General features: G+C 73.4%; 16 protein-coding genes. 8 read left to right on the top strand and 8 right to left on the bottom strand.

The annotated features are described in order from the left end of the window. Positions 1-8 precede the first annotated feature (8 nt). The 4 genes from Q8791_RS12275 (at position 9) to Q8791_RS12260 (ending at position 4,441) form a co-directional block, all read left to right on the top strand. Complete coding sequence (locus Q8791_RS12275) at positions 9-1,133, top strand: ABC transporter substrate-binding protein (protein WP_330091785.1); 1,125 nt, start codon at positions 9-11, stop codon at positions 1,131-1,133. A gap of 175 nt (positions 1,134-1,308) precedes the next feature. Next, the gene (locus tag Q8791_RS12270; protein ID WP_330091784.1) at positions 1,309-2,244 is read left to right on the top strand and encodes an ABC transporter substrate-binding protein; all 936 of its coding nucleotides are present in this window, start codon (positions 1,309-1,311) and stop codon (positions 2,242-2,244) included. Next, the gene (locus Q8791_RS12265) at positions 2,244-3,209 is read left to right on the top strand and encodes an LLM class flavin-dependent oxidoreductase (RefSeq protein ID WP_330091783.1); all 966 of its coding nucleotides are present in this window, start codon (positions 2,244-2,246) and stop codon (positions 3,207-3,209) included. Before Q8791_RS12270 ends, Q8791_RS12265 begins: the two co-directional genes overlap by 1 nt. 86 nt (positions 3,210-3,295) lie before the next feature. After that, on the top strand, positions 3,296-4,441 hold the full coding sequence (locus Q8791_RS12260; protein WP_330091782.1) for an LLM class flavin-dependent oxidoreductase: 1,146 nt from the start codon (positions 3,296-3,298) through the stop codon (positions 4,439-4,441). Positions 4,442-4,548: 107 nt separating this feature from the next. Here the strand turns inward: Q8791_RS12260 and Q8791_RS12255 are convergent, their stop codons facing one another. Next, positions 4,549-4,938 (bottom strand): winged helix-turn-helix transcriptional regulator, encoded by a 390-nt coding sequence (locus Q8791_RS12255; RefSeq protein ID WP_330091781.1) that lies wholly within the window; start codon positions 4,936-4,938, stop codon positions 4,549-4,551. An 83-nt stretch (positions 4,939-5,021) separates the two neighbouring features. On the opposite strand from Q8791_RS12255, the gene Q8791_RS12250 reads away from it, so the two are divergent. Then, the gene (locus Q8791_RS12250; protein WP_330091780.1) at positions 5,022-5,972 is read left to right on the top strand and encodes an NADP-dependent oxidoreductase; all 951 of its coding nucleotides are present in this window, start codon (positions 5,022-5,024) and stop codon (positions 5,970-5,972) included. Positions 5,973-6,081: 109 nt separating this feature from the next. Here the strand turns inward: Q8791_RS12250 and Q8791_RS12245 are convergent, their stop codons facing one another. From Q8791_RS12245 to Q8791_RS12235, 3 genes are all read right to left on the bottom strand, one after another. After that, on the bottom strand, positions 6,082-6,678 hold the full coding sequence (locus Q8791_RS12245; RefSeq protein ID WP_330091779.1) for a Dps family protein: 597 nt from the start codon (positions 6,676-6,678) through the stop codon (positions 6,082-6,084). Between the two features lie 175 nt (positions 6,679-6,853). Further along, positions 6,854-8,059, bottom strand: a complete 1,206-nt coding sequence (locus tag Q8791_RS12240; protein WP_330091778.1) for a cytochrome P450 family protein — start codon at positions 8,057-8,059, stop codon at positions 6,854-6,856. Positions 8,060-8,266: 207 nt separating this feature from the next. After that, positions 8,267-9,448, bottom strand: coding sequence for a PucR family transcriptional regulator (locus tag Q8791_RS12235; RefSeq protein WP_330091777.1), 1,182 nt, complete (start codon positions 9,446-9,448; stop codon positions 8,267-8,269). A gap of 238 nt (positions 9,449-9,686) precedes the next feature. Here Q8791_RS12235 and Q8791_RS12230 point away from each other — a divergent pair, with 238 nt between their 5' ends. Continuing rightward, a complete protein-coding gene (locus Q8791_RS12230; protein ID WP_330091776.1) occupies positions 9,687-10,514 on the top strand; it encodes an aldo/keto reductase in 828 nt (275 codons plus the stop codon). A gap of 249 nt (positions 10,515-10,763) precedes the next feature. On the opposite strand, the gene Q8791_RS12225 is transcribed toward Q8791_RS12230, so the two are convergent. After that, complete coding sequence (locus tag Q8791_RS12225) at positions 10,764-10,925, bottom strand: hypothetical protein (protein WP_330091775.1); 162 nt, start codon at positions 10,923-10,925, stop codon at positions 10,764-10,766. A gap of 91 nt (positions 10,926-11,016) precedes the next feature. Here Q8791_RS12225 and Q8791_RS12220 point away from each other — a divergent pair, with 91 nt between their 5' ends. After that, positions 11,017-11,544: a RidA family protein gene (locus Q8791_RS12220; RefSeq protein ID WP_330091774.1), complete on the top strand. Its 528-nt coding sequence runs from the start codon at positions 11,017-11,019 to the stop codon at positions 11,542-11,544. 148 nt (positions 11,545-11,692) lie between these two features. Here Q8791_RS12220 and Q8791_RS12215 read toward each other — a convergent pair whose 3' ends face one another. Beyond that, a complete protein-coding gene (locus tag Q8791_RS12215; RefSeq protein WP_330091773.1) occupies positions 11,693-12,577 on the bottom strand; it encodes a sulfotransferase family protein in 885 nt (294 codons plus the stop codon). Positions 12,578-12,739: 162 nt separating this feature from the next. On the opposite strand from Q8791_RS12215, the gene Q8791_RS12210 reads away from it, so the two are divergent. After that, positions 12,740-13,549: an SIR2 family NAD-dependent protein deacylase gene (locus Q8791_RS12210; protein WP_330091772.1), complete on the top strand. Its 810-nt coding sequence runs from the start codon at positions 12,740-12,742 to the stop codon at positions 13,547-13,549. Positions 13,550-13,731: 182 nt separating this feature from the next. Here Q8791_RS12210 and Q8791_RS12205 read toward each other — a convergent pair whose 3' ends face one another. After that, complete coding sequence (locus tag Q8791_RS12205) at positions 13,732-16,965, bottom strand: NACHT domain-containing protein (RefSeq protein WP_330091771.1); 3,234 nt, start codon at positions 16,963-16,965, stop codon at positions 13,732-13,734. A gap of 111 nt (positions 16,966-17,076) precedes the next feature. Further along, entirely contained in the window at positions 17,077-17,748 is a 672-nt protein-coding gene (locus Q8791_RS12200) for a uracil-DNA glycosylase (RefSeq protein ID WP_330091770.1), read from the bottom strand. Between the last annotated feature and the right edge of the window lie 84 nt (positions 17,749-17,832).

Genomic DNA, 17,832 nt, shown 5'->3' with positions numbered 1-17,832 from the left:
AGCACCCCATGACCGTTCCCGCCTCCACCGGCGCACCCGTCCACGACGACACCGGCACGACGGCCGGGCCCGCCGGCGGTGCGCCCCGGTCCGACGCCTCCGCTCCCGCCGCCCCCGGCGGCGTGGACAGGATCTGGTACACCCGCTGCCCCGTGCCCACGGCCAGCGGACTCGCCCACCACCTCGGCTGGCTCGCCGACGCCTTCGGGGAACGCGGCCTGGACGTGGGCGTGCTCCAGGACGCCCCGCCCGAGATCGCCGCCCACCACTTCGACCACCAGCTGCGCGGCCTGTTCCGCGAGGGCGGCAACGTACCCGCCCTGGCCGCCCGCTCCGAGGGAGCGCCCACCCGCCTGATCGGCCTGACCTGGATCGACGAGTGGCAGTCCGTCCTCACGCGGCCGGACTCCGGCATCAACGGCCCCGCGGACCTGGCCGGACGCCGCGTCGCCGTTCCCGACTGGGCGGCCACCCCCGGCCGCAGCTTCCCGCGCGCCATGGCCCTGCACGGGTTCACCGGAGCCCTCGCCCTGGCGGGGCTGGCCCTGGACGACGTCGAGCGGGTCACCGTCGCCTCGGCGCTCCGTCCCAGCGTCGGCGCCGACGCCCGCGCCACCTCCTGGCCGGGCCTGGCCGAACTCGCCGACGGCCGCGTGGACGCCGTCTACGTCAAGGGAGCACGCGCCGCCGAGGAGGCCGCCGCAGTCGGAGCCGTCGTGGCCGTGGACCTGGACGCCGCCCCCGAACGCCGCTTCCGCGTCAACAACGGGACCCCGCGACCCATCACCGTGCACGAGCGCACCCTGGAGGAGAACCCCGAACTCGTCACGGCCTTCCTGGTCCAGACCCTCCGGGCCGCCGCGTGGGCCGCAGGCCACCCCGACGACGTCCGCGCCGTCCTCGCCGCCGAGACCCGCTCGGGGGCCGCGGGGGTCGCGCGCGCCTACGCAGACGGCTTCCACACGGACCTGGCACCCGACCTGTCCGGCGAACGGCTGGACCTGCTCCACGCCCAGCAGGGCTTCCTGCACCGGCACGGGTTCCTCGCCGCACCCGTGGACGTGCGCGGCTGGGCCGCCCACGAACCCCTCGCCGAGGCCCGACGGATCCTGGCGGCCGGCACTCCCGTCTGACCGGGCCGCCGTCCGGCTCCGCGGCCCGCTCCGCAACCCGCCCGCGGTCCCGCTCCAGCCGGATCCCACCGTCACCACGGTCACCCGGATCCCCCGGTCGCCCCCGACCTCTCCCACCCCGTCCTCCCCTGTTCCACCCCCACCGTCACCACCCCACCGAACGGAGCCCCGCACCATGACCAAGGTCGGCTACTTCCCGCACAACAACTCCCTGTTCGTCCTCCGCCACCGGGGCATCCTGGAACGGACCCTGCCCGACGTGGAGTGGGTCGACCTGCGCGACCTCGCCCCCGGAGAGCGCCCCGACCCCGCCGAGGGCCTGCCCACCGTCCACGCCGACCACCTCTTCGACGGCGGCTACGACTTCATCGGCACCGGGTTCACGCCGCCCGTCACCGCGCAGGGCCACGGCCTCGACGTCGTCTATGCGGCGATCTCCGGCCCCCGCGTGGAGAACGGCCGCCTCGTCGTCAAGGCGGACTCCGATATCAAGGACCTCTCCGACCTGGCCGGACGGCGGGTCGGCATCGCCCACGGCTCCTGGCAGACCACCCTGGTCCTGTTCGCCCTCGAACGGGTCGGCCTCACCTGGAAGGACATCGTCCCGGTCGACACCGGCGTCCACGCCTCCCGGCAGTTCCTCGACGGCGACATCGACGCCTGGGTCGGCGCCTACCCCGGCCTGGGCGCCGTGGAGGCACAGGTCGCGATCCGCGACCTCGTCGCCACCGACGGGCTGTTCAGCCACCGGTCCCTGTGGTTCACCCGCCGCGACTTCGCCGAGGAGCGCACCGACGAACTCGCCGCGATCCTCGCCGCGCTCCAGGAGTCCGACGCCTGGATCCGCCGCAACCCGCGCGAGGCCGCCGAGATCTTCGTCGCCGACGCACGCGAGCGCGGCAACCCCGACACCGACCCGGACGCCTGGGAGCACGCCCTGCGCACCCGCCCGTTCGGTCTGCACCCGGTCTCCGACGAGTTCGTCGCCGAACAGCAGCACGCCGCGAACCTCCTGCACGGCGGCGGTCTGCTGCCCACGCGCCCCGACGTGTCCAGGGCCGTGTCCGCGAAGGCCAACGCCCTCGTCCCGCCCGTCCCCGAGGACGCCTGATGCCCGAACTGATCCTGCGCCTGCCCACACGGCAGCCGCCCGCCCGCGGGCTCGGCCCGGTCGCCACCGACGTGCGCGCCGGCCTGTACGGGCCGCTCGAACACCTCTTCCAGACCGGCCGCGCCGCCGAGATCGCGGGGCTCGGCGGCGTCCTGGCACCCGACGACCCCGGCGGCGAGGAACCCTGGACCGTGGCCGCCGGGGCCCTGCGCCACAGCCGGCACCTGCGCGTGGTCGCCGAGTTCTCCCCGTCGTTCGCCACCCCCGTCTACGCCGCGAAGGTCTCCGCCACCCTCCAGCGCGCCGCCGGCGGACGCCTCGGCTGGCGGGTGGCGGTGGGCGGCGACCCGGCCGCGCGCGCCGCCCAGGGCGACACCGTGACCGGGCCCGACGCGTTCCGGCGCGCCGCCGAGTTCCTCACCGCCGCGAAGGGCGTGTGGCACCAGCGCCCCTACACCTTCGAGGGCGACTTCTACCGGGTGCTCGACGGCGGGTTCGGGCATCCGCTCGCCGGACACCCCTTCCCGACCGTGTACCTCTCCGGCACCGGAGAGGCGGAGCTGGACCTGTCCGCCGAACACGCCGACGTGCACCTGGTGCGGTTCGGCGCCGACCTGGACGCCGTCCGAGCCGCACTGGCCGATCGCGCCTCGGCCCACGGCCGCGAGGTGCGCCTGGGAGTGGAGCTGTCGCTGTCGGTGCGCCAGACGGGCCGGGACGACGGCCCTCCCGAGGGCGTGACCGGGCACTGGGACGGGTTCGCGGGCCTCGGCCACACCGTGCCCGAAGGGCTGGTCGGCACCCCCGACGAACTGGCGGCCGAACTGGACCGCCTGGCGGGGCGCGGGGTCGACACGTTCGTCGTGGAGGCCACCCCGGCGCTGCCGGAGGCCTACCGCCTGGGAGAGCACGTCCTGCCCGCCCTGGAGGCACTCGCGGCGAGGGAGGCCTCCGGTGCCCGCTGAAACCCCGCGCACCCTGTCCGCCGTCCGCCCGCCCGGCGGGCGCGTGCTCCCGCCGCCGATTCCGTCCGCCTCAGGGGAGGCCTTCCGTGTCCACTGACTTCTACTGGCGCATCGGCATGCACGGCGACCAGCGCTCGCTCACCGAACGCGCCGCCACACGAGGTGACTGGGAGCCCCACGGCCCCGGCCGCATCGCCCCGGCGCTCCGGCGAGGGGCGGACGACGGCTACGCGTACATCGAGCACATGGCCGACGTGGCCCGCGCCGCCGAGGCCGCCGGGTTCTACGGCGGGCTGATGCCGTCGTTCCCCTTCACCGACGACCCGTGGGCCACGGCCGGGCTGCTCGCCCGCGAGACCCGCGGCTTCCGGTTCATGATCGCGTTCCAGCCGGGGTTCCTGAACCCGGTGCACGCCGCCCGCATGGCGGCCAGCCTCCAGCGGGCCACGGGCGGGAGGGTGGTCTACAACGTCATCACCGGTGGCGGCGGACCGCCCCAGCTGTGGTGGGGCGACGAGGTCGCGCACGACGACAGGTACGCGCGCACCTCGGAGTTCCTGCACGTCCACAAGGGGGTGTGGAAGGAACGGCCGTACTCCTTCGACGGCCGCTTCTACCGGGGGGAGGACGGTGCGCTGCCCGACGCCCTCGCCGCCGAGGACTTCCCGGAGGTCTACTTCTCGGGGTCCTCCCCGGCCGCGATCGCCGCCGCAGGGCGGCACGCCGACTACTACCTGTCCTGGATGGAGCCGACCGCCGCCCTGGCCGAGAAGTTCGCGTCCGTGCGGGCCCACAGCGCCGCCCTGGGGCGGACCCCGAGGTTCGCCGTGCGCGTGGACGTGGTCGCGCGCGCCACCGAGAGGGCGGCCTGGGACGTGGTGCGCACCGGCTTCGAGTCGGCCGATCCGTCAGCCCTCGCCGCGTGGCGCACGGGCGACTCGGTCGGAGCCGCGCGGAGCCTGTCCTTCATCGACGGCCCGGTCACCGGATACCGCGACCTTGAGGTGGAGCCCCACGTCTGGGGCGGGTTCAGCCTGCTCCGGGGCGGGCCGGCGTTCGGTCTGGTCGGCAGCTACCAGCAGGTGGCCGAACGCCTGGACCAGCTGATCGGACTGGGCGTGGACGCGTTCATCCTGGCGGGGGTGCCGCACCTGGAGGAGGCCCAGCGGGTGGGGGAGGAGGTGCTCCCGCTCCTGCGCGGCGCGCGTGCGCCGATCGCCTCCCCCGTCTGAGGGCGAGGGGCCCCGGGCCGCGTCCGGACGCGGCCACCGCCCTCCGACGGGCGCCCCCGTCCCGGGGACGAACGCACGGCACGCCCCGGGACGGGCCGCCCGGGAGCCTACAGGGGCTCCACCGGCCGGGCGGCGCGCTCGTCGTAGTCCGCACGGGCGGTCGCGATCTCGCCCATGTGCTCCTCCGACCACACGCGGATCGCCCCCATCAGCGTCTCCAGTTCGGCGCCGAGCGGGGTCAGGCTGTACTCCACCCGGGGCGGCGTCGTCGGATACACCCGGCGGTCGACCAGCCCCGCCCGCTCCATCTCGCGCAGGGTCTGGGTCAGCATCTTCTGCGTGATGCCGTCCAGACGGCGGCGCAGCGCACCGAAGCGCGCGGGACCGGAGGAGAGCACCCCCACCACCAGGCACAGCCACTTGTTGGACAGCAGTGAGAGGACGTTGCGGGACGCACAGTTCCGCAGGTAGACATCGGCGCCGCCGAGTTCTCGCAAGTCAGGAGTGGTATACACCAGGTACCTACAGATGGGAGAAGTGCCTTCTATACAAGGGATACCTTAAACGGGAAGCTGGGCCCATGACAGAGCAGATGCGCACCGTCCAGCAGAAGACCGTCGGCGGTCCCGAGGTACTGGACGTGGTCGGCGCCCCCGTGCCCGAGCCGGACCCCACCCACATCCGGGTGCGGGTGCACGCCGCGGGCGTCAACCCGACCGACTGGAAGATGCGGTCCACCGGCTACTGGCACACGCCCCCGTTCGGCCAGGGCTGGGACGTCTCCGGGGTCGTCTCCGCCGTCGCTCCCGGGGTCACCCGCTTCGCCGTCGGCGACGAGGTGTACGGGATGCCCAACTTCCCCCACACGCCCGGGGCCTACGCCGACCACGTCACGGGTCCCGCGCGGCACTTCGCCCCCAAGCCCGCGGGGCTGGACCACGTCCACGCCGCCGCCCTCCCGCTCGCCGCGCTCACCGCCTGGCAGGCCCTGGTGGACACCGCGCGTGTGGAGTCCGGGCAGCGCGTCCTCGTCCACGCCGCGGCGGGCGGCGTGGGCCACCTGGCCGTCCAGATCGCGAGGGCGCGGGGCGCCCACGTGATCGGCACCGCGCGCGCCTCCAAGCACGACATCCTGCTCGGCCTGGGCGCGGACGGGGTGGTCGACTACGAGGCGGTGGACTTCGCCGAGGCCGTCGACGACGTGGACGTGGTGCTCGACGGCATCGGGGGCGACTACCTGGAGCGGTCGCTGCGCACCCTGCGCCCCGGCGGCCTGTACATCGGCCTGACCGACCCGTTCGGCACCGAGGGGGTCGCCCGGGCGGCGGCGGAGGCGGGCGCCGGGATCCGCGGCGTGACCCTGATGGTCGAACCCGACCACAAGGGCCTGGAGGCGGTCACCGCGCTCGTGGACGAGGGCCGGTTGAAGCCGCTGGTCGCCGCCACCTTCCCGCTGGAGGACGTCGCGAAGGCGCACGAACTGGGTGAGGCGAACCGCACCACCGGGAAGATCGTGCTGACCCTGGCCTGACACGTGCCCGGATCCCGGGAGCGGCACGCGACGAGGGGCCGGGCAGTGGGCCCGGCCCCTCGGCCGACGCGTTCGGGCCCCGTTCCGACGGGCCTGCGCGGTACCCGCCTCAGACGTGGACGAGCGGGGTGTCCACCAGGTGTTCGGCGACGAACCAGGCCTCCAGTTCGTTGGTGCGGATCACGTCCGACACCAGGAGGTCGTTCGTCCCGTCGTCGCCCGCCTCCTGGGTCCGCGCGGCGGCGTCGTGGCAGTCCTCCAGGATGGTCTCGTGCGCCTCCAGGAGGCGGGAGAGCATCGCGGGAACCTCCTCGACGCCGTTGGGCGGGCGCGGGATGCTGGTGATCTCCGCGACGTGCCTCGGGTCGCCGACGGCCACCCCGCCCAGGGTCTGGATCCGCTCGGCGATGTTGTCGATCAGCTCCGTCTGCTCGTCGGCGTGCTTGTCCATCAGCAGGTGGAGCTGGTAGAACGTGTGCCCGCGCATCAGCCAGTGGTGCTTCTTGTACAGGTCGTGCAGGATGCGGGTGTCGCACAGCACCTGGTTGAGCCGCTGGCACGAGTACATCCGCGCGTCGTAGGAGAGGCCGACCGGGAGCTGGCGGACGGTGCCGAACTCCTGGATCTCCTTGCCCTTCTGGTGCAGCCACGGCTGGCTGCTCCTGGGCTTGGGCGTCGTCCGGGCCTTGCGGTCTGCGGTCGTCACTCTGGTCCCCCTCCAGTCGGTGTGACTCGCTCTCGCGACTGGAGCGCACACGGCGGTGCGCTCCGTGTGTCAGTCTCGGATACCCGCTGCCGCCGGGCGACTAACGTCCCGCCAACCCGGGGTAAGTTTTCTGTGCTTTTGCCGGATTCGGGTGCGGTGCGCCCGGTGTCCGCCGTCACCGCTCCAGGCTCACGGGCAGGGAGAACAGTCCGTGCATGATCATGCTCGGCCACCAGTGCAGCTCGGACTCGTCCACCGCCAGCCGCAGCCCCGGGAACCGGTCGAGCAGGGCGCCGACCGCCACCCGCACCTCCATCCGGGCGAGCTGCGCCCCGACGCAGAAGTGCGCGCCGTGCCCGAACGCCAGGTGCGAGTCCCCGCGCTCCGGACGGAACCCGTCGGCGTCCTCGTAGCGCTCGGGGTCCCGGCCCGCGGACAGCAGGGAGACCAGGACCGGATCGCCCGCCTCCAGGGCGACTCCTCCCACGGTGGTCGGCTTCCCCGGGAACCTCCAGGTCGCGTTCTGCAGGGGGCTCTCCAGGCGCAGAGACTCCTCGACGGCCGGGTCGAGGAGCGTCCGGTCCGCGCGCAGGCGGTCCCACCGCTCCGGGCGGCGCAGCAGGGTGAAGAGCATGTTCCCGATCAGCGCGACCGTCGTCTCGTGCCCGGCCACCAGCAGCAGGAACGCCGTCGACGTCACCTCGTCGCGGGTCAGCCCGCCGGTGCGGTGCGCCTCGACCAGGTCGCCGAGCAGGTCGTCGGAGGGCTCGGACAGGCGGGCGTCCACCAGCTCCCCCAGGTAGCCGTCGAACCAGTCGGTGGTCGCGGCGATGGCCTCCTTCTCCTCGTAGGACGCGGAGTCGAGGACCGCGGCCCGGCGGTGGAACTCGGGCCGGTCGGCCTCCGGAACGCCCAGGATGTCGCAGATGATCGCGATGGGCAGCGGATAGGCGAGGTCCCGGACCAGATCCGGCCGGTCGGAGGCCGCGATGCCGTCCATCAGGTCGGCGGTGACGCGTTCCGCGCTCTCCACCAGGGTCCGGACCCTGCGCGGGCTGAACGCCCGGCCCGCGATGCGGCGCAGCCGCGTGTGGTCGGGCCCGTCCACGTTGACCATGCTGCGTACCAGGCTGGGTCGGTGGTCGTAGGGCAGCCCGAGGCCGGCCGCGTGCCAGAGGGCGTTGCCCGCCGAGGGATCCTTGAGCATGTCGGGATCGGCGAGGACCGTCCGCGCGTCCTCGTGACGGGTGACCAGCCACGCCCACGCCCCTCCGGGAAGGTCCACGCGGTGCACGGGGGAGTGCTCCCGCAACCACCGGTAGGCGGGGTGGGGGTCGGCCTCGAACGCGGGGCCGTGCAACTGCGGTTGGGAAACGGACATGGCGTGCCTCTCGTACCGGGGGTTCGGGGTGGTTCCTACCCCGTGCGTCCCACCGGCCCCCGCCCGGGGACCAGCACCGGTGGCCGTTTCCGGCCATGCGCCGCGCACGCGCCGACCCGTGTGGTCCGGCCCCGTCCCGCCCGGCGGCGGACGCGGTGTACCCGCCCCGGACCGTGGCCGGGCGCGGGCCCGGTCCGCCCCGCGGGTTCAGGGGGCGATGGCGCAGGCGGTCTCCAGTACGAAACGCGGCCAGGGCCGGTGCGGATCGTGGCCGGTCAGCTCCCGGACCCGGCGCAGCCGGTAGCGCAGCGTCTGCGCGTGGACGTGCAGGGCGTCCGCCGCCGTCGTTGCCGCGCCCTCCCGGAAGTAGGCCCGCAGGGTCTCCAGCAGATGGGCGTGGTCCGCCGACAGCAGCGGACCGAGCACGGTGCGCCGGACCGACGCCGGAGTGACCGGACCGCCGTTCAGCAGCGCAAGCACGCAGGCGTCGGCCTCCCGCAGCAGCCCCTCGGGGTCGAACGCGTGCGGGGGAGCGGTCTCCATCGCGTCGTCGGCCAACCGGTAGGCGGCCGACATGTCGGCGAGCGCGCGCGGCGCGAGTACGCACCCCCGCCACGGGTGCGCGCCGAGCACGGCGGCCACCCTGCCGGCGTCGTCCGGGGAGGCAAGCAGCACCACCCGCCCCGAGCGCGTGGTCAGCAGCGGGTCCGCCCCGGCGGGTTCGACCAGGCCCAGCAGCCCCATTCCGGCGGACACCGTGTCCGCCCGCGGTGAACCGTCGGCGGGAGTCCCCTCCGTCTCCGCGACGACCAGGACCGCCGGATCGGGCGGTGCGATGCCCAGAGTCCTCGCCCGGTCGCGGATGGCCCCCCGCGAGGCCTGCCGACCGATCAGGAGGTCGTCCAGGAACGCCCTCCGCGCCCGTTCCCGGTCGGCGTCCAGCCGGTGGGCGGTCTCGGCGTGGCCCACCGACAGGCTCTCGGAGATCTGGTCGATCGAGGTCAGCCAGAGTTCGCTCAGAGCGAACACGTCGGCGGCGTCGAGCTTTCCCGCCGCGTACTCGCAGACGACGCGCACCGCCGCCACCGACCCGACCCGGTGCGCCCGGACGACGGCGCCGATCGAACGCCCGTCCGCGGCGCGCGAGCGCCCGATGCCCCGCAGCCGTTCCACGTCCTCCGGCGGCAGCCGCGTCTCCCCGGCCACCCACAGCTCCAGCGAGCGGGAGACCAGCCACCCGGTGATCGCGCGCACCTCCGCCAACTGGGAGCCGTGCAGCGCACGGTAGGCGGGGACCTCGGCGTACACCTCGGCGACGATCCGCTCCACCAGTCCGGCGCGGTCCCGCACCAGCCCCGCACTGACCCGGGCGCGCTGTTCGTGTCCCACCGGTCACCTCCAGCCTCGGCCCGGCAGCCTACCGGGCGGTCACGCGCCGCGGCGCGCCCGGGAGGACGGCGGGGGCCGAGGGCGCGCAGGGCGGTGGGTATCGGTAAAAAGCCCGCGCATCAGCGGCGCAGCCTCGGGCCGCTGCCCGCCCCGACGTGGCAGTATGCGACTGCGGCACGGGGAAGGCCGCACGTCGTACGAAGCAGGACCGTTCAGGGCCGACGGGGGATGAGAGCAGATGACGGTTCCCGGCATCACTCTGAGTAATGGTGTGCGAATGCCGCAGCTGGGCTTCGGAGTGTGGCAGGTACCAGACGACGAGGTGGTGGACGCCGTCTCGACGGCGCTGGAGGCGGGATACCGCAGTATCGACACCGCGGCCGCCTACGGCAACGAGGAGGGGGTCGGCGAGGCCCTGCGCAGAGCGGAGCTGGACCGGGACGACCTCTTCGTCACCACCAAGCTCGCCAACCGGGACCAAGGCTACGACGGCACGCTGCGGGCCTTCGACGAGAGCCTGGACCTGCTGGGCCTGGCCGTCCTCGACCTGTACCTGATCCACTGGCCGCTGCCCCGGTGCGACCTCTACGTGCCGACCTGGAAGGCCATGGAGCGCCTCTACGCGGAGGGCCGTGTGCGCGCCATCGGCGTGTGCAACTTCCAGGTGCCGCACCTGGAGCGGGTCATGGAGGAGGGCGGGATCGCGCCCATGGTCAACCAGATCGAGCTGCACCCGCTGCTCACCCAGGAGGCCGTGCGCGGCTTCGACGCCGAACACAACATCGCGACCGAGGCGTGGAGCCCCCTGGGTCACGGCAGGCTCCTGAACCACCCCGCGGTCACCGCGATCGCCGAGGAGCAGGAGCGCACGCCGGCCCAGGTGCTCCTGCGCTGGCACATCCAGCTGGGCAACGTGGTCATCCCGAAGTCGGTGACCCCGGAGCGCATCCGGTCCAACTTCGAGGTCTTCGACTTCGAGCTCTCCGACGAGGAGATGGACCGCATCAGCGAACTCGACACCGGGACCAGGTTCGGTCCCGACCCCGACGAGTTCGACGGCGACTAGGGAGCCCTGCCCGGGGCCCCTCGGATCCGCGGGCCAAAGCCCGGGCGGTCTCTCGCGGGACGCGGTGTGCGGCGTTCGGCCCGCTCGTGCTCCACGGGCGCGACGCCGCGCCGAGGGGGAGCCCGGCGGACGCGAGCCCCGAAAGACGCACGGGACACGCCCCCGGGGCCGTGCGGGCCCGGCCGCCCCACCACGCCCGGCCGGGGCTCACCGTGGCCGGGACGCGGCGCGTGTGAGGAGGAGCGCGACCTAGCCGCGCAGTTCCCGGTGCTTGCGGGCACCCGCGAGGACGGCCTCGATGCCGTGGCGGCGGACGCGGCCGGTGTAGACGGCGCCTCCGACGAAGATCGCGGCGAACAGCGCCAGCACGGCGACAAGGGCGACAGCGGACAACAGCAGTGTGATCGACATGCGCTCATCGTAGCCGCACGTCCGCGGACCTCCCCCCGGGGGACCGTTCCGGACCGCGCGGCGGGAGCCGCAGGAACAAGGAGGGACGCCGATGGACCGGACACCGCACCAGATCGTCAACCCGCTTTCCCTCGCCGACCCGGTGGGGTTCTCCCACGCGCTCGTGGTCAGACCCGGGCAGGTCATCCGCGTCGGCGGACAGATAGCGCGACGTTCCGACGGCAGGGTCGCCGGGAAGTCCGTGGTGGAGCAGTTCGACCGGGCGCTCGCCAACCTGGTGGAGGCCCTGCGCGCCGCCGGGGCCGAGCCCGCGCACGTGGTGGACATGTGCGTGTACACCACGTCGATGAGGTCCTACCGCGTCAACAGCGGCACCATCGGCTCGGTCTACCGGCGCCACATGGGCCGCTACTACCCGCCGATGGCCGTCGTGGGCGTGACCGACCTGTTGGAGCCCGGCGCCCTCGTGGCGCTGGTGTGCACCGCCGTTGTGCCGGAGACCGGTGAGGACGGGCTCATCGACGGGGCCGAGGCGCGCGAGCTGGTCGAGGAGGCCGAGGAGACGCTCGCCACCGGGCCGTTCGCCGTCACGGGGTCCGGTCGCCGGAACGTGCCGTAGCAGGCCCCTCATCGGGGCCGGGCGCAGAGCTCGGCCCCGCCCCGGGCACTTGCCGGGGGAGACCGCCCGGGCGCCCGACGTCCCGGCCGCCCCCGGTGGGGCGGACCTGCCGCCCCGCCGGCGCCGGCTCAGCCCAGGGGGACGGCGGTCACAGGTAGCCGAGCCGGGACAACTCCACACCCGCCACCTCGTGCACGTCCCCGTGCTGGTTGCGGGAGAGGCGGTCGCGCCACGAACCCACGCCCCACGACTGGTCGTTCAACAGCTCCGACGCCGACACCCGGGCGCCGCAGAACTCCCGCAGCCGCTCCGCCGTCTCGACCTCGCCGCCGTGCAGGTCCTCGTAGCGAAGGGTCAGCAGACGGTCGGCCCCGATCTCCCGGCGCAGCAGCGCGGACATGCGCACCGCGCCCCGCCAGCGCATCGCGCACTTGGCGGCGGTGGAGCCCTCCGTGAAAGCGTCCAGGTCCGACTGGTCCTCCAGCCCGAAGAAGTGGTTCGGGAACTCGTGGTCCAGCTTCATGAAGCTCGGCTTCAGCCAGGCCAGGGAGCGCTCGTCGTCCATCATGTCCGCGATGACGTCGCGCCCGTCCCGGATGACCTGGACGAACAGCGCGTCGGGGAACGCCGCGTGCAGGGCGGTCGCGGCGAAGAGCAGGTCGGGACTGGCGTCACCGTAGCGGTGCGCCTCGGCGCTGTGCTCGCACGGCTCCGCGGACGCGTTCGCGGGCACGCGGGCCCACGGTCCCGGGCACTTCGGACAGGTGAGGGGGGTGAGCTGCCAGGCCTCGGCGTAGGCCTCGCGAAGGAGGCTCGCCGTTCCGGCGACCTTCTCCCGGGCCAGCGACGGGCGTCTGGCCACGGCGTAGACGGCGTTGAGCACGCCCGAGGAACCCGCCCCCAGGTGGAACCCGGGCGCGCGGGACAGGGCGCGGGCGACCTCGGAGACCCCGGAGTGGGGGGCGCCCAGGACGAACACCGGGCGTTGGACCTTGGTCCCGTTGACCACGAGGATGTAGGACGGCTGCTTCATGATTGGGATGATTTTTGCACCCTTTGCCCCTCTCGCGTGCATCGGCCGGGCTTTTCGCGTCCGCACCCCCCGGTTCCCGAGGCTACGGCCCCGCGAAGGACCCCGCCAGGACCCGGCGGAGGGCGTGGAGGACCCGGTCCCGCGCCGCTGTCACAATGGGGTATGGCCTCGATGAGCACCCCTGCCGCGCCGTTCGCCGACCCCGAGGAGTTCGAGCACGCCGCCGACCTCCTCGCGTCCGCCGGGAGCATCACCGTGCTCACCGGCGCCGGCGTGTCCACCGACTCCGGCATCCCCGACTTCCGGGGGCCGAAGGGCCTGTGGACGACGAACCCGAGCGCGGAGGCCATGTCGGACATCGACTCCTACATGGGAGACGTGGACGTGCGCCGCGAGGTCTGGTCGCAGCGACGCGCCCACCCGGTGTGGGAGGCGGAGCCCAACGCCGCGCACCGGGCACTCGCCGACCTGTCCGCCATGGGGCGGCTGCGGGCGCTCATCACCCAGAACATCGACGGCCTCCACCAGCGCGGCGGGGTGCCCGACGACGCCGTCATCGAGGTGCACGGCACCATGCTGCGCATCATGTGCATGGAGTGCGGGCTGCGCACCCCCGCCCCGACGGTGCTGGCGCGGCTGGACGAGGAGTCCGACCCCCACTGCGTCGAGTGCGGGGGCATCCAGAAGTCCGACACCATCTCCTTCGGCCAGCGCCTCGACTCCGACGTCATCGGCGCGGCCACCCGGGCCGCCCAGGAGTGCGACGTCTTCCTCGCCGTCGGCACCTCGCTGACCGTCCACCCGGTGGCGGGGCTGTGCGACGTGGCGATGATGGCGCGGGCCTCCCTGGTCGTCGTCAACGCCGAGCCCACCCCCTACGACGACTTCGCGGGCGCGGTCCTGCACGACCCCATCGGCGACGTCGTCCCGGCGCTGGTGCGCCGCGTCCGCCGGGCCGGCGCCCCGGGCTAGGACGTGTTCCGTGGATGCTTTCGGTTGACTCGGCGCTTGCGCCGATCGACGCGAGCGGCTTCCAGGCCATCTCTCGCAAGACGAGTAGCGCGGGTCAGCCCGGGTTCGGCTGTCCGAGCGCAGTCGGCGCGGCGAGAGGCAGCCCGGGGGACGCGAGCCCGGAATGATCCGCGGAACGCGGCCTAGGGGAGGCCCCCGCCGCTTCCGGACTGGTTGTACGCCGCCTCCACCCGTCGGCCGGGCGGGACGGAGTCGACGGGCTCGGGCAGGTGCGGCGACGCCTCCTGCCCGTCCAGGAGCCCCCGGACGTACTCCGCCACCTGGGCGGTGACGACGTCGTCGGGCAGCGAGGCCAGGACCGGCATGACGACGGCCTCGCTGAGCCGCGGGCCCGGAACGGCGTCCTTGAGGCGCGCGAAGTAGCGGCGGAGCAGTGTGCCCAGGTGTTCGGACATGACGTTCGGGAAGGGCGCCGCCGAGGCTGACGCCAGGTCCTCGGCGGCCTGGGTCAGCGTGATGAGTTCGAGGCAGCCCAGAGTCGACTGCGACAGCAGCCTCCTGTAGGTGTCCAGGCGCTGGTGGGGGCTGAGGTGCGCGGGCTCCAGCCGCAGCCGCAGGACCTCGTGCAGCTCGGACCAGACCCGGTCGTCCTTGGAGTCCTCGTACCAGGTGCCCAGATCCGTGGAGATGTGCCGCAGGAAAGGGATCAGCCCGATCGCGAAGCGCGCCGCCGTGCCGTTCACGCGCATCGCCATCGACCGGATCAGACGGGAGGTGACCGAGTCGTACGGCACGGAGATGCCGTACGGGTCGACGACGACCGGACGGGACCCTCCCCGCTTGCCCAGCTCGAACCCCAGGCACTCGCCGACGTCGACGGGTGAGCCGTCCTCCCTGTCGAGGACGGTGACCGGGCCGCTCTCCGACCAGCCGTCCAGGTGGCGGACGCGGATCGTCGAGACGATGCTGAACCACTCCGCGCCGGGGAGGGTGCGCCACAACGACGTCGTGTGCAGGAGGGCCTGGTCGGGCTCGGGGGTTCCCGGGAACAGCTCCCGGGCGTCGACCGGCTCCTGGCGGACCAGGACCAGCAGGATCATCAGGTTGCTGGTGTAGTTCCCCTCGCGGCGGGTCAGCGGCAGCCGGGAGGGCTCGTACTCGGTGTAGGAGCGGTGGGAGGCCGGGAACGGCGCCTCCTGGAACAGCTCGACGAGCAGTTCCGCGTAGTCCTCGCGTGCCTCCGGCTCGTCCGCGAACCGTCGTTCCAGCAGCTCGGAGAGGAAGTCCACCACCTTGTCGCGCCCCGCGTAGCTCGCGAACGACGACAGGGCGAACAGCTCGCCGTCGTCGGGGCGCACGCTCCTGCCCCTGCGGCGCGACGAACGCGACCGGGCGTCGTCCAGGTCGGCCAGGGCGGCGACCACGGCCCTGGCCACCAGGTACTCGCCGAAGGTCGCGTGCAGGAACTCGAACACGCTCGCCGTGCCGTCGCCGACCCTGGCGCGGGCCTCGTGGACGAAGAAGAAGCGTCCGAGCACCTGGTGCGCCGGGTCGATGCGGCCGTGCAGGTCGGTGTCCGCGGGGCGCAGCGCGGCGTCGGGCATGAGGACCGCCAGGTCCCGGTCCAACTCCTCCGTGCCGACGCTCTGCTTGCGGCGGGTGAACATCGCCAGGGCGGCGACCTCCAGGCGGTGCAGCTCGTCATCGACCGCCGCGTCGAAGTCGCGCCTGCTGAGCCCGGACCGGTGCTTCTCCACCTCGCGCCTGGCGAACATGGCCAGAAGCCGCTCGTACAGCTCCCCGTGCGTCAGCGCGTCCGACGCCCTGCGCAGGGCGCCGTCCCCGGCGTCGTACATGAGCAGCATCAGGAGCAGGAGCGGCTGCTCGGCCAGCTCCGAGTACGGTGCCAGGACATCGGGGGTGAGGGGCGCCAGGCCCGAGGAGGCGAAGGCCCGCGCGTTGGCCCGGTTCCACACCTCCAGCATGCGCCCGATCCGCGGCCCGTCGAAGGGCTCCAACCGGATCACGACGGTGCCGTCGGGGAAGCGCGCCCGGTCCGCGACCACGGTGCGGCTCGTCACGATGACCACCACCGGTTGGCCCAGCGCGTCCTGCTGGTGCTGGAACTCCTGCACCCGCTCCAGGTAGTCGGAGCGGTCCACCCCGGTCGCCTGGAGGAGTTCGTCGAATCCGTCCAGGATGACGACGGGGAGCGCGCCGTCCGCCGACTCGGCGAGTTCGCGCCAGGACACCCGGGTGTGGAGGGTGGCGGCCAGCCCCTCCTCGATCTGCACGTGGATGGGGGAGTTGGGCTGGACCGCGCGCAGCTCCACCCGGATCGGGAGGAAGTCGGACTCGGGGAGCCGGGCGGCGAGCATCTCCGTGAACTTGGACTTGCCCGCCCCGGGGTGGCCGAGGACGACGGTGGGGAACTCGGTGCTGTCGGTGTGGACCAGGTGGGCGGCGAGGAACACCTGGAGGTCGTCGAACAGGGTCTGCTGCTGCCACCACGCCTCCACCGAGGGCGAGGCGCCGCCGTGGATCCGCGCGATCCGGCCGTGCGGCGGGATGTAGGCGTCCTCGAGCGGGGGCAGGACCAGCCCCTGCGCGGTCTCGTCCGTCCTCAGGACGGGCTGGCGCAGGACCGCCCGGTAGGAGGCGGCCAGTTCCCGGCGCCGGACGTCCACTCCGCGCCGGGAGCCGATCGCCGACAGCCGCCGGTGCAGGTCGCCGAACCCGGCGTCCAGGCGCCGACGCGTGTCCTCGTGCGCGTCGAGGTGTGCCCACATGCCGAACTCGGGGATCTCCGCGGCGAGCCTGCGGTAGTTCTCCTGGAAGCGCTCGTGCGCGCGCCGGGGGAGGTCCGCCGTCAGCAGCTGGAGGGAGGGGTGATGGGCGGACGTGATGCCGTGCTCCGCGGCCTCCGCCGATCCGGCGACCACCAGGCCGAAGGCCTGGGCGGCTCCGAGGTAGGAGGTGGCCCCCGGAGCGGTCCCGTCCGCCTCCTGGGAGTGCGCGAGCACCAACGGCCCCGGGGGCTCCGAGGCGGACAGCTCCTGTTGGAACAGGTCGAGCTGTCCCTCCGAGGTCAGCTCCAGGTCCTCCAGCGGGAACGGCATCGAGGCCGTGTCCCAGGACTCCTCGACCGCCTCCAGGAGGGAGACGACCTGCAGGACGCGGTACGCGGCGGCGATCTTCTCGGTCCGCGACATCCGGCTCTCGCCGCTGAGCTTGTCCCGGATCCCCTCGACGGCCTGCCGCCCCTTGCCCACCAGGTAGGACCGGGCCCCGAAGAGGTCCGGCACCCCCACCAGGGCCAGCCCGCCGTCGGCCAGTTTCTCCGCGAAGCCCAGCAGGTCCGAGTCGTTCTTGCCGAGGATTCTCAGGGCGTCAGCGTAGGTGAGCTTCTTCGCCATCGCAGGGGGCCTTTCCGCTTTCGAGGGGTGGAACGCGGTCGGACCCGGCACCGGGGGCGGTGCCGAGTCCACAGGTCGACAGGGGTGGGGGAGGGCGCGGGGCCCGGGGGCCTAGGGCAGCTGCCAGTCGACAGGCTGGGCGCCCTGCTCCTCCAGCATCGCGTTGGTCCTGCTGAACGGCTTCGAACCGAAGAAGCCGTTGCGCGCCGACAGCGGGCTGGGGTGAGCGGACTCCACGCACGGCACGCCCGGCATCATCGGGCGCAGGTTGCGGGCGTCGCGTCCCCACAGGATCGCCACGAGCGGCTTGCCGCGCTCGGCCAGTGCCCGGATGGCCTGCTCCGTCACGGCCTCCCAGCCCTTGCCCCGGTGCGACCCGGCGCTGCCCGGGGCCACCGTCAGCACCCTGTTGAGCAGGAGCACGCCCTGGTCGGCCCACGGGGTGAGGTCGCCGTTGGAGGGCATGGTCGTCCCGACGTCCTCCTGCATCTCCTTGTAGATGTTGCGCAGGCTCGCGGGCAGGCGCACGTCGGGGGCGACGGAGAAGCTCAGCCCCACCGCGTTGCCGGGGGTGGGGTAGGGGTCCTGGCCCACGATCAGCACGCGCACGTCGTCGAACGGCTGCTGGAAGGCGCGCAGGACGTGGTCCCCGGAGGGCAGGTAGGTGCGCCCGTCGGCCACCTCCTGACGGAGGAAGTCGCCCATCGCGGCGATCTGCGGAGCGACCGGCTCCAGGGCCTTCGCCCACCCGGCGTCCATGATTTCGTTGAGGTCCTTGGCCATGGCCAGAACACTAGCGGCAGACAGCGACAACCACGCCCCTTCCGGGCGATCGGCCCTCCGGCCCCCACCTCACCTGCGCGCCGC

It is taken from the genome of Nocardiopsis codii (assembly GCF_036327455.1).
Lineage (GTDB): Bacteria > Actinomycetota > Actinomycetes > Streptosporangiales > Streptosporangiaceae > Nocardiopsis > Nocardiopsis codii.
This window is presented reverse-complemented; position numbering and strand designations above follow the sequence as displayed.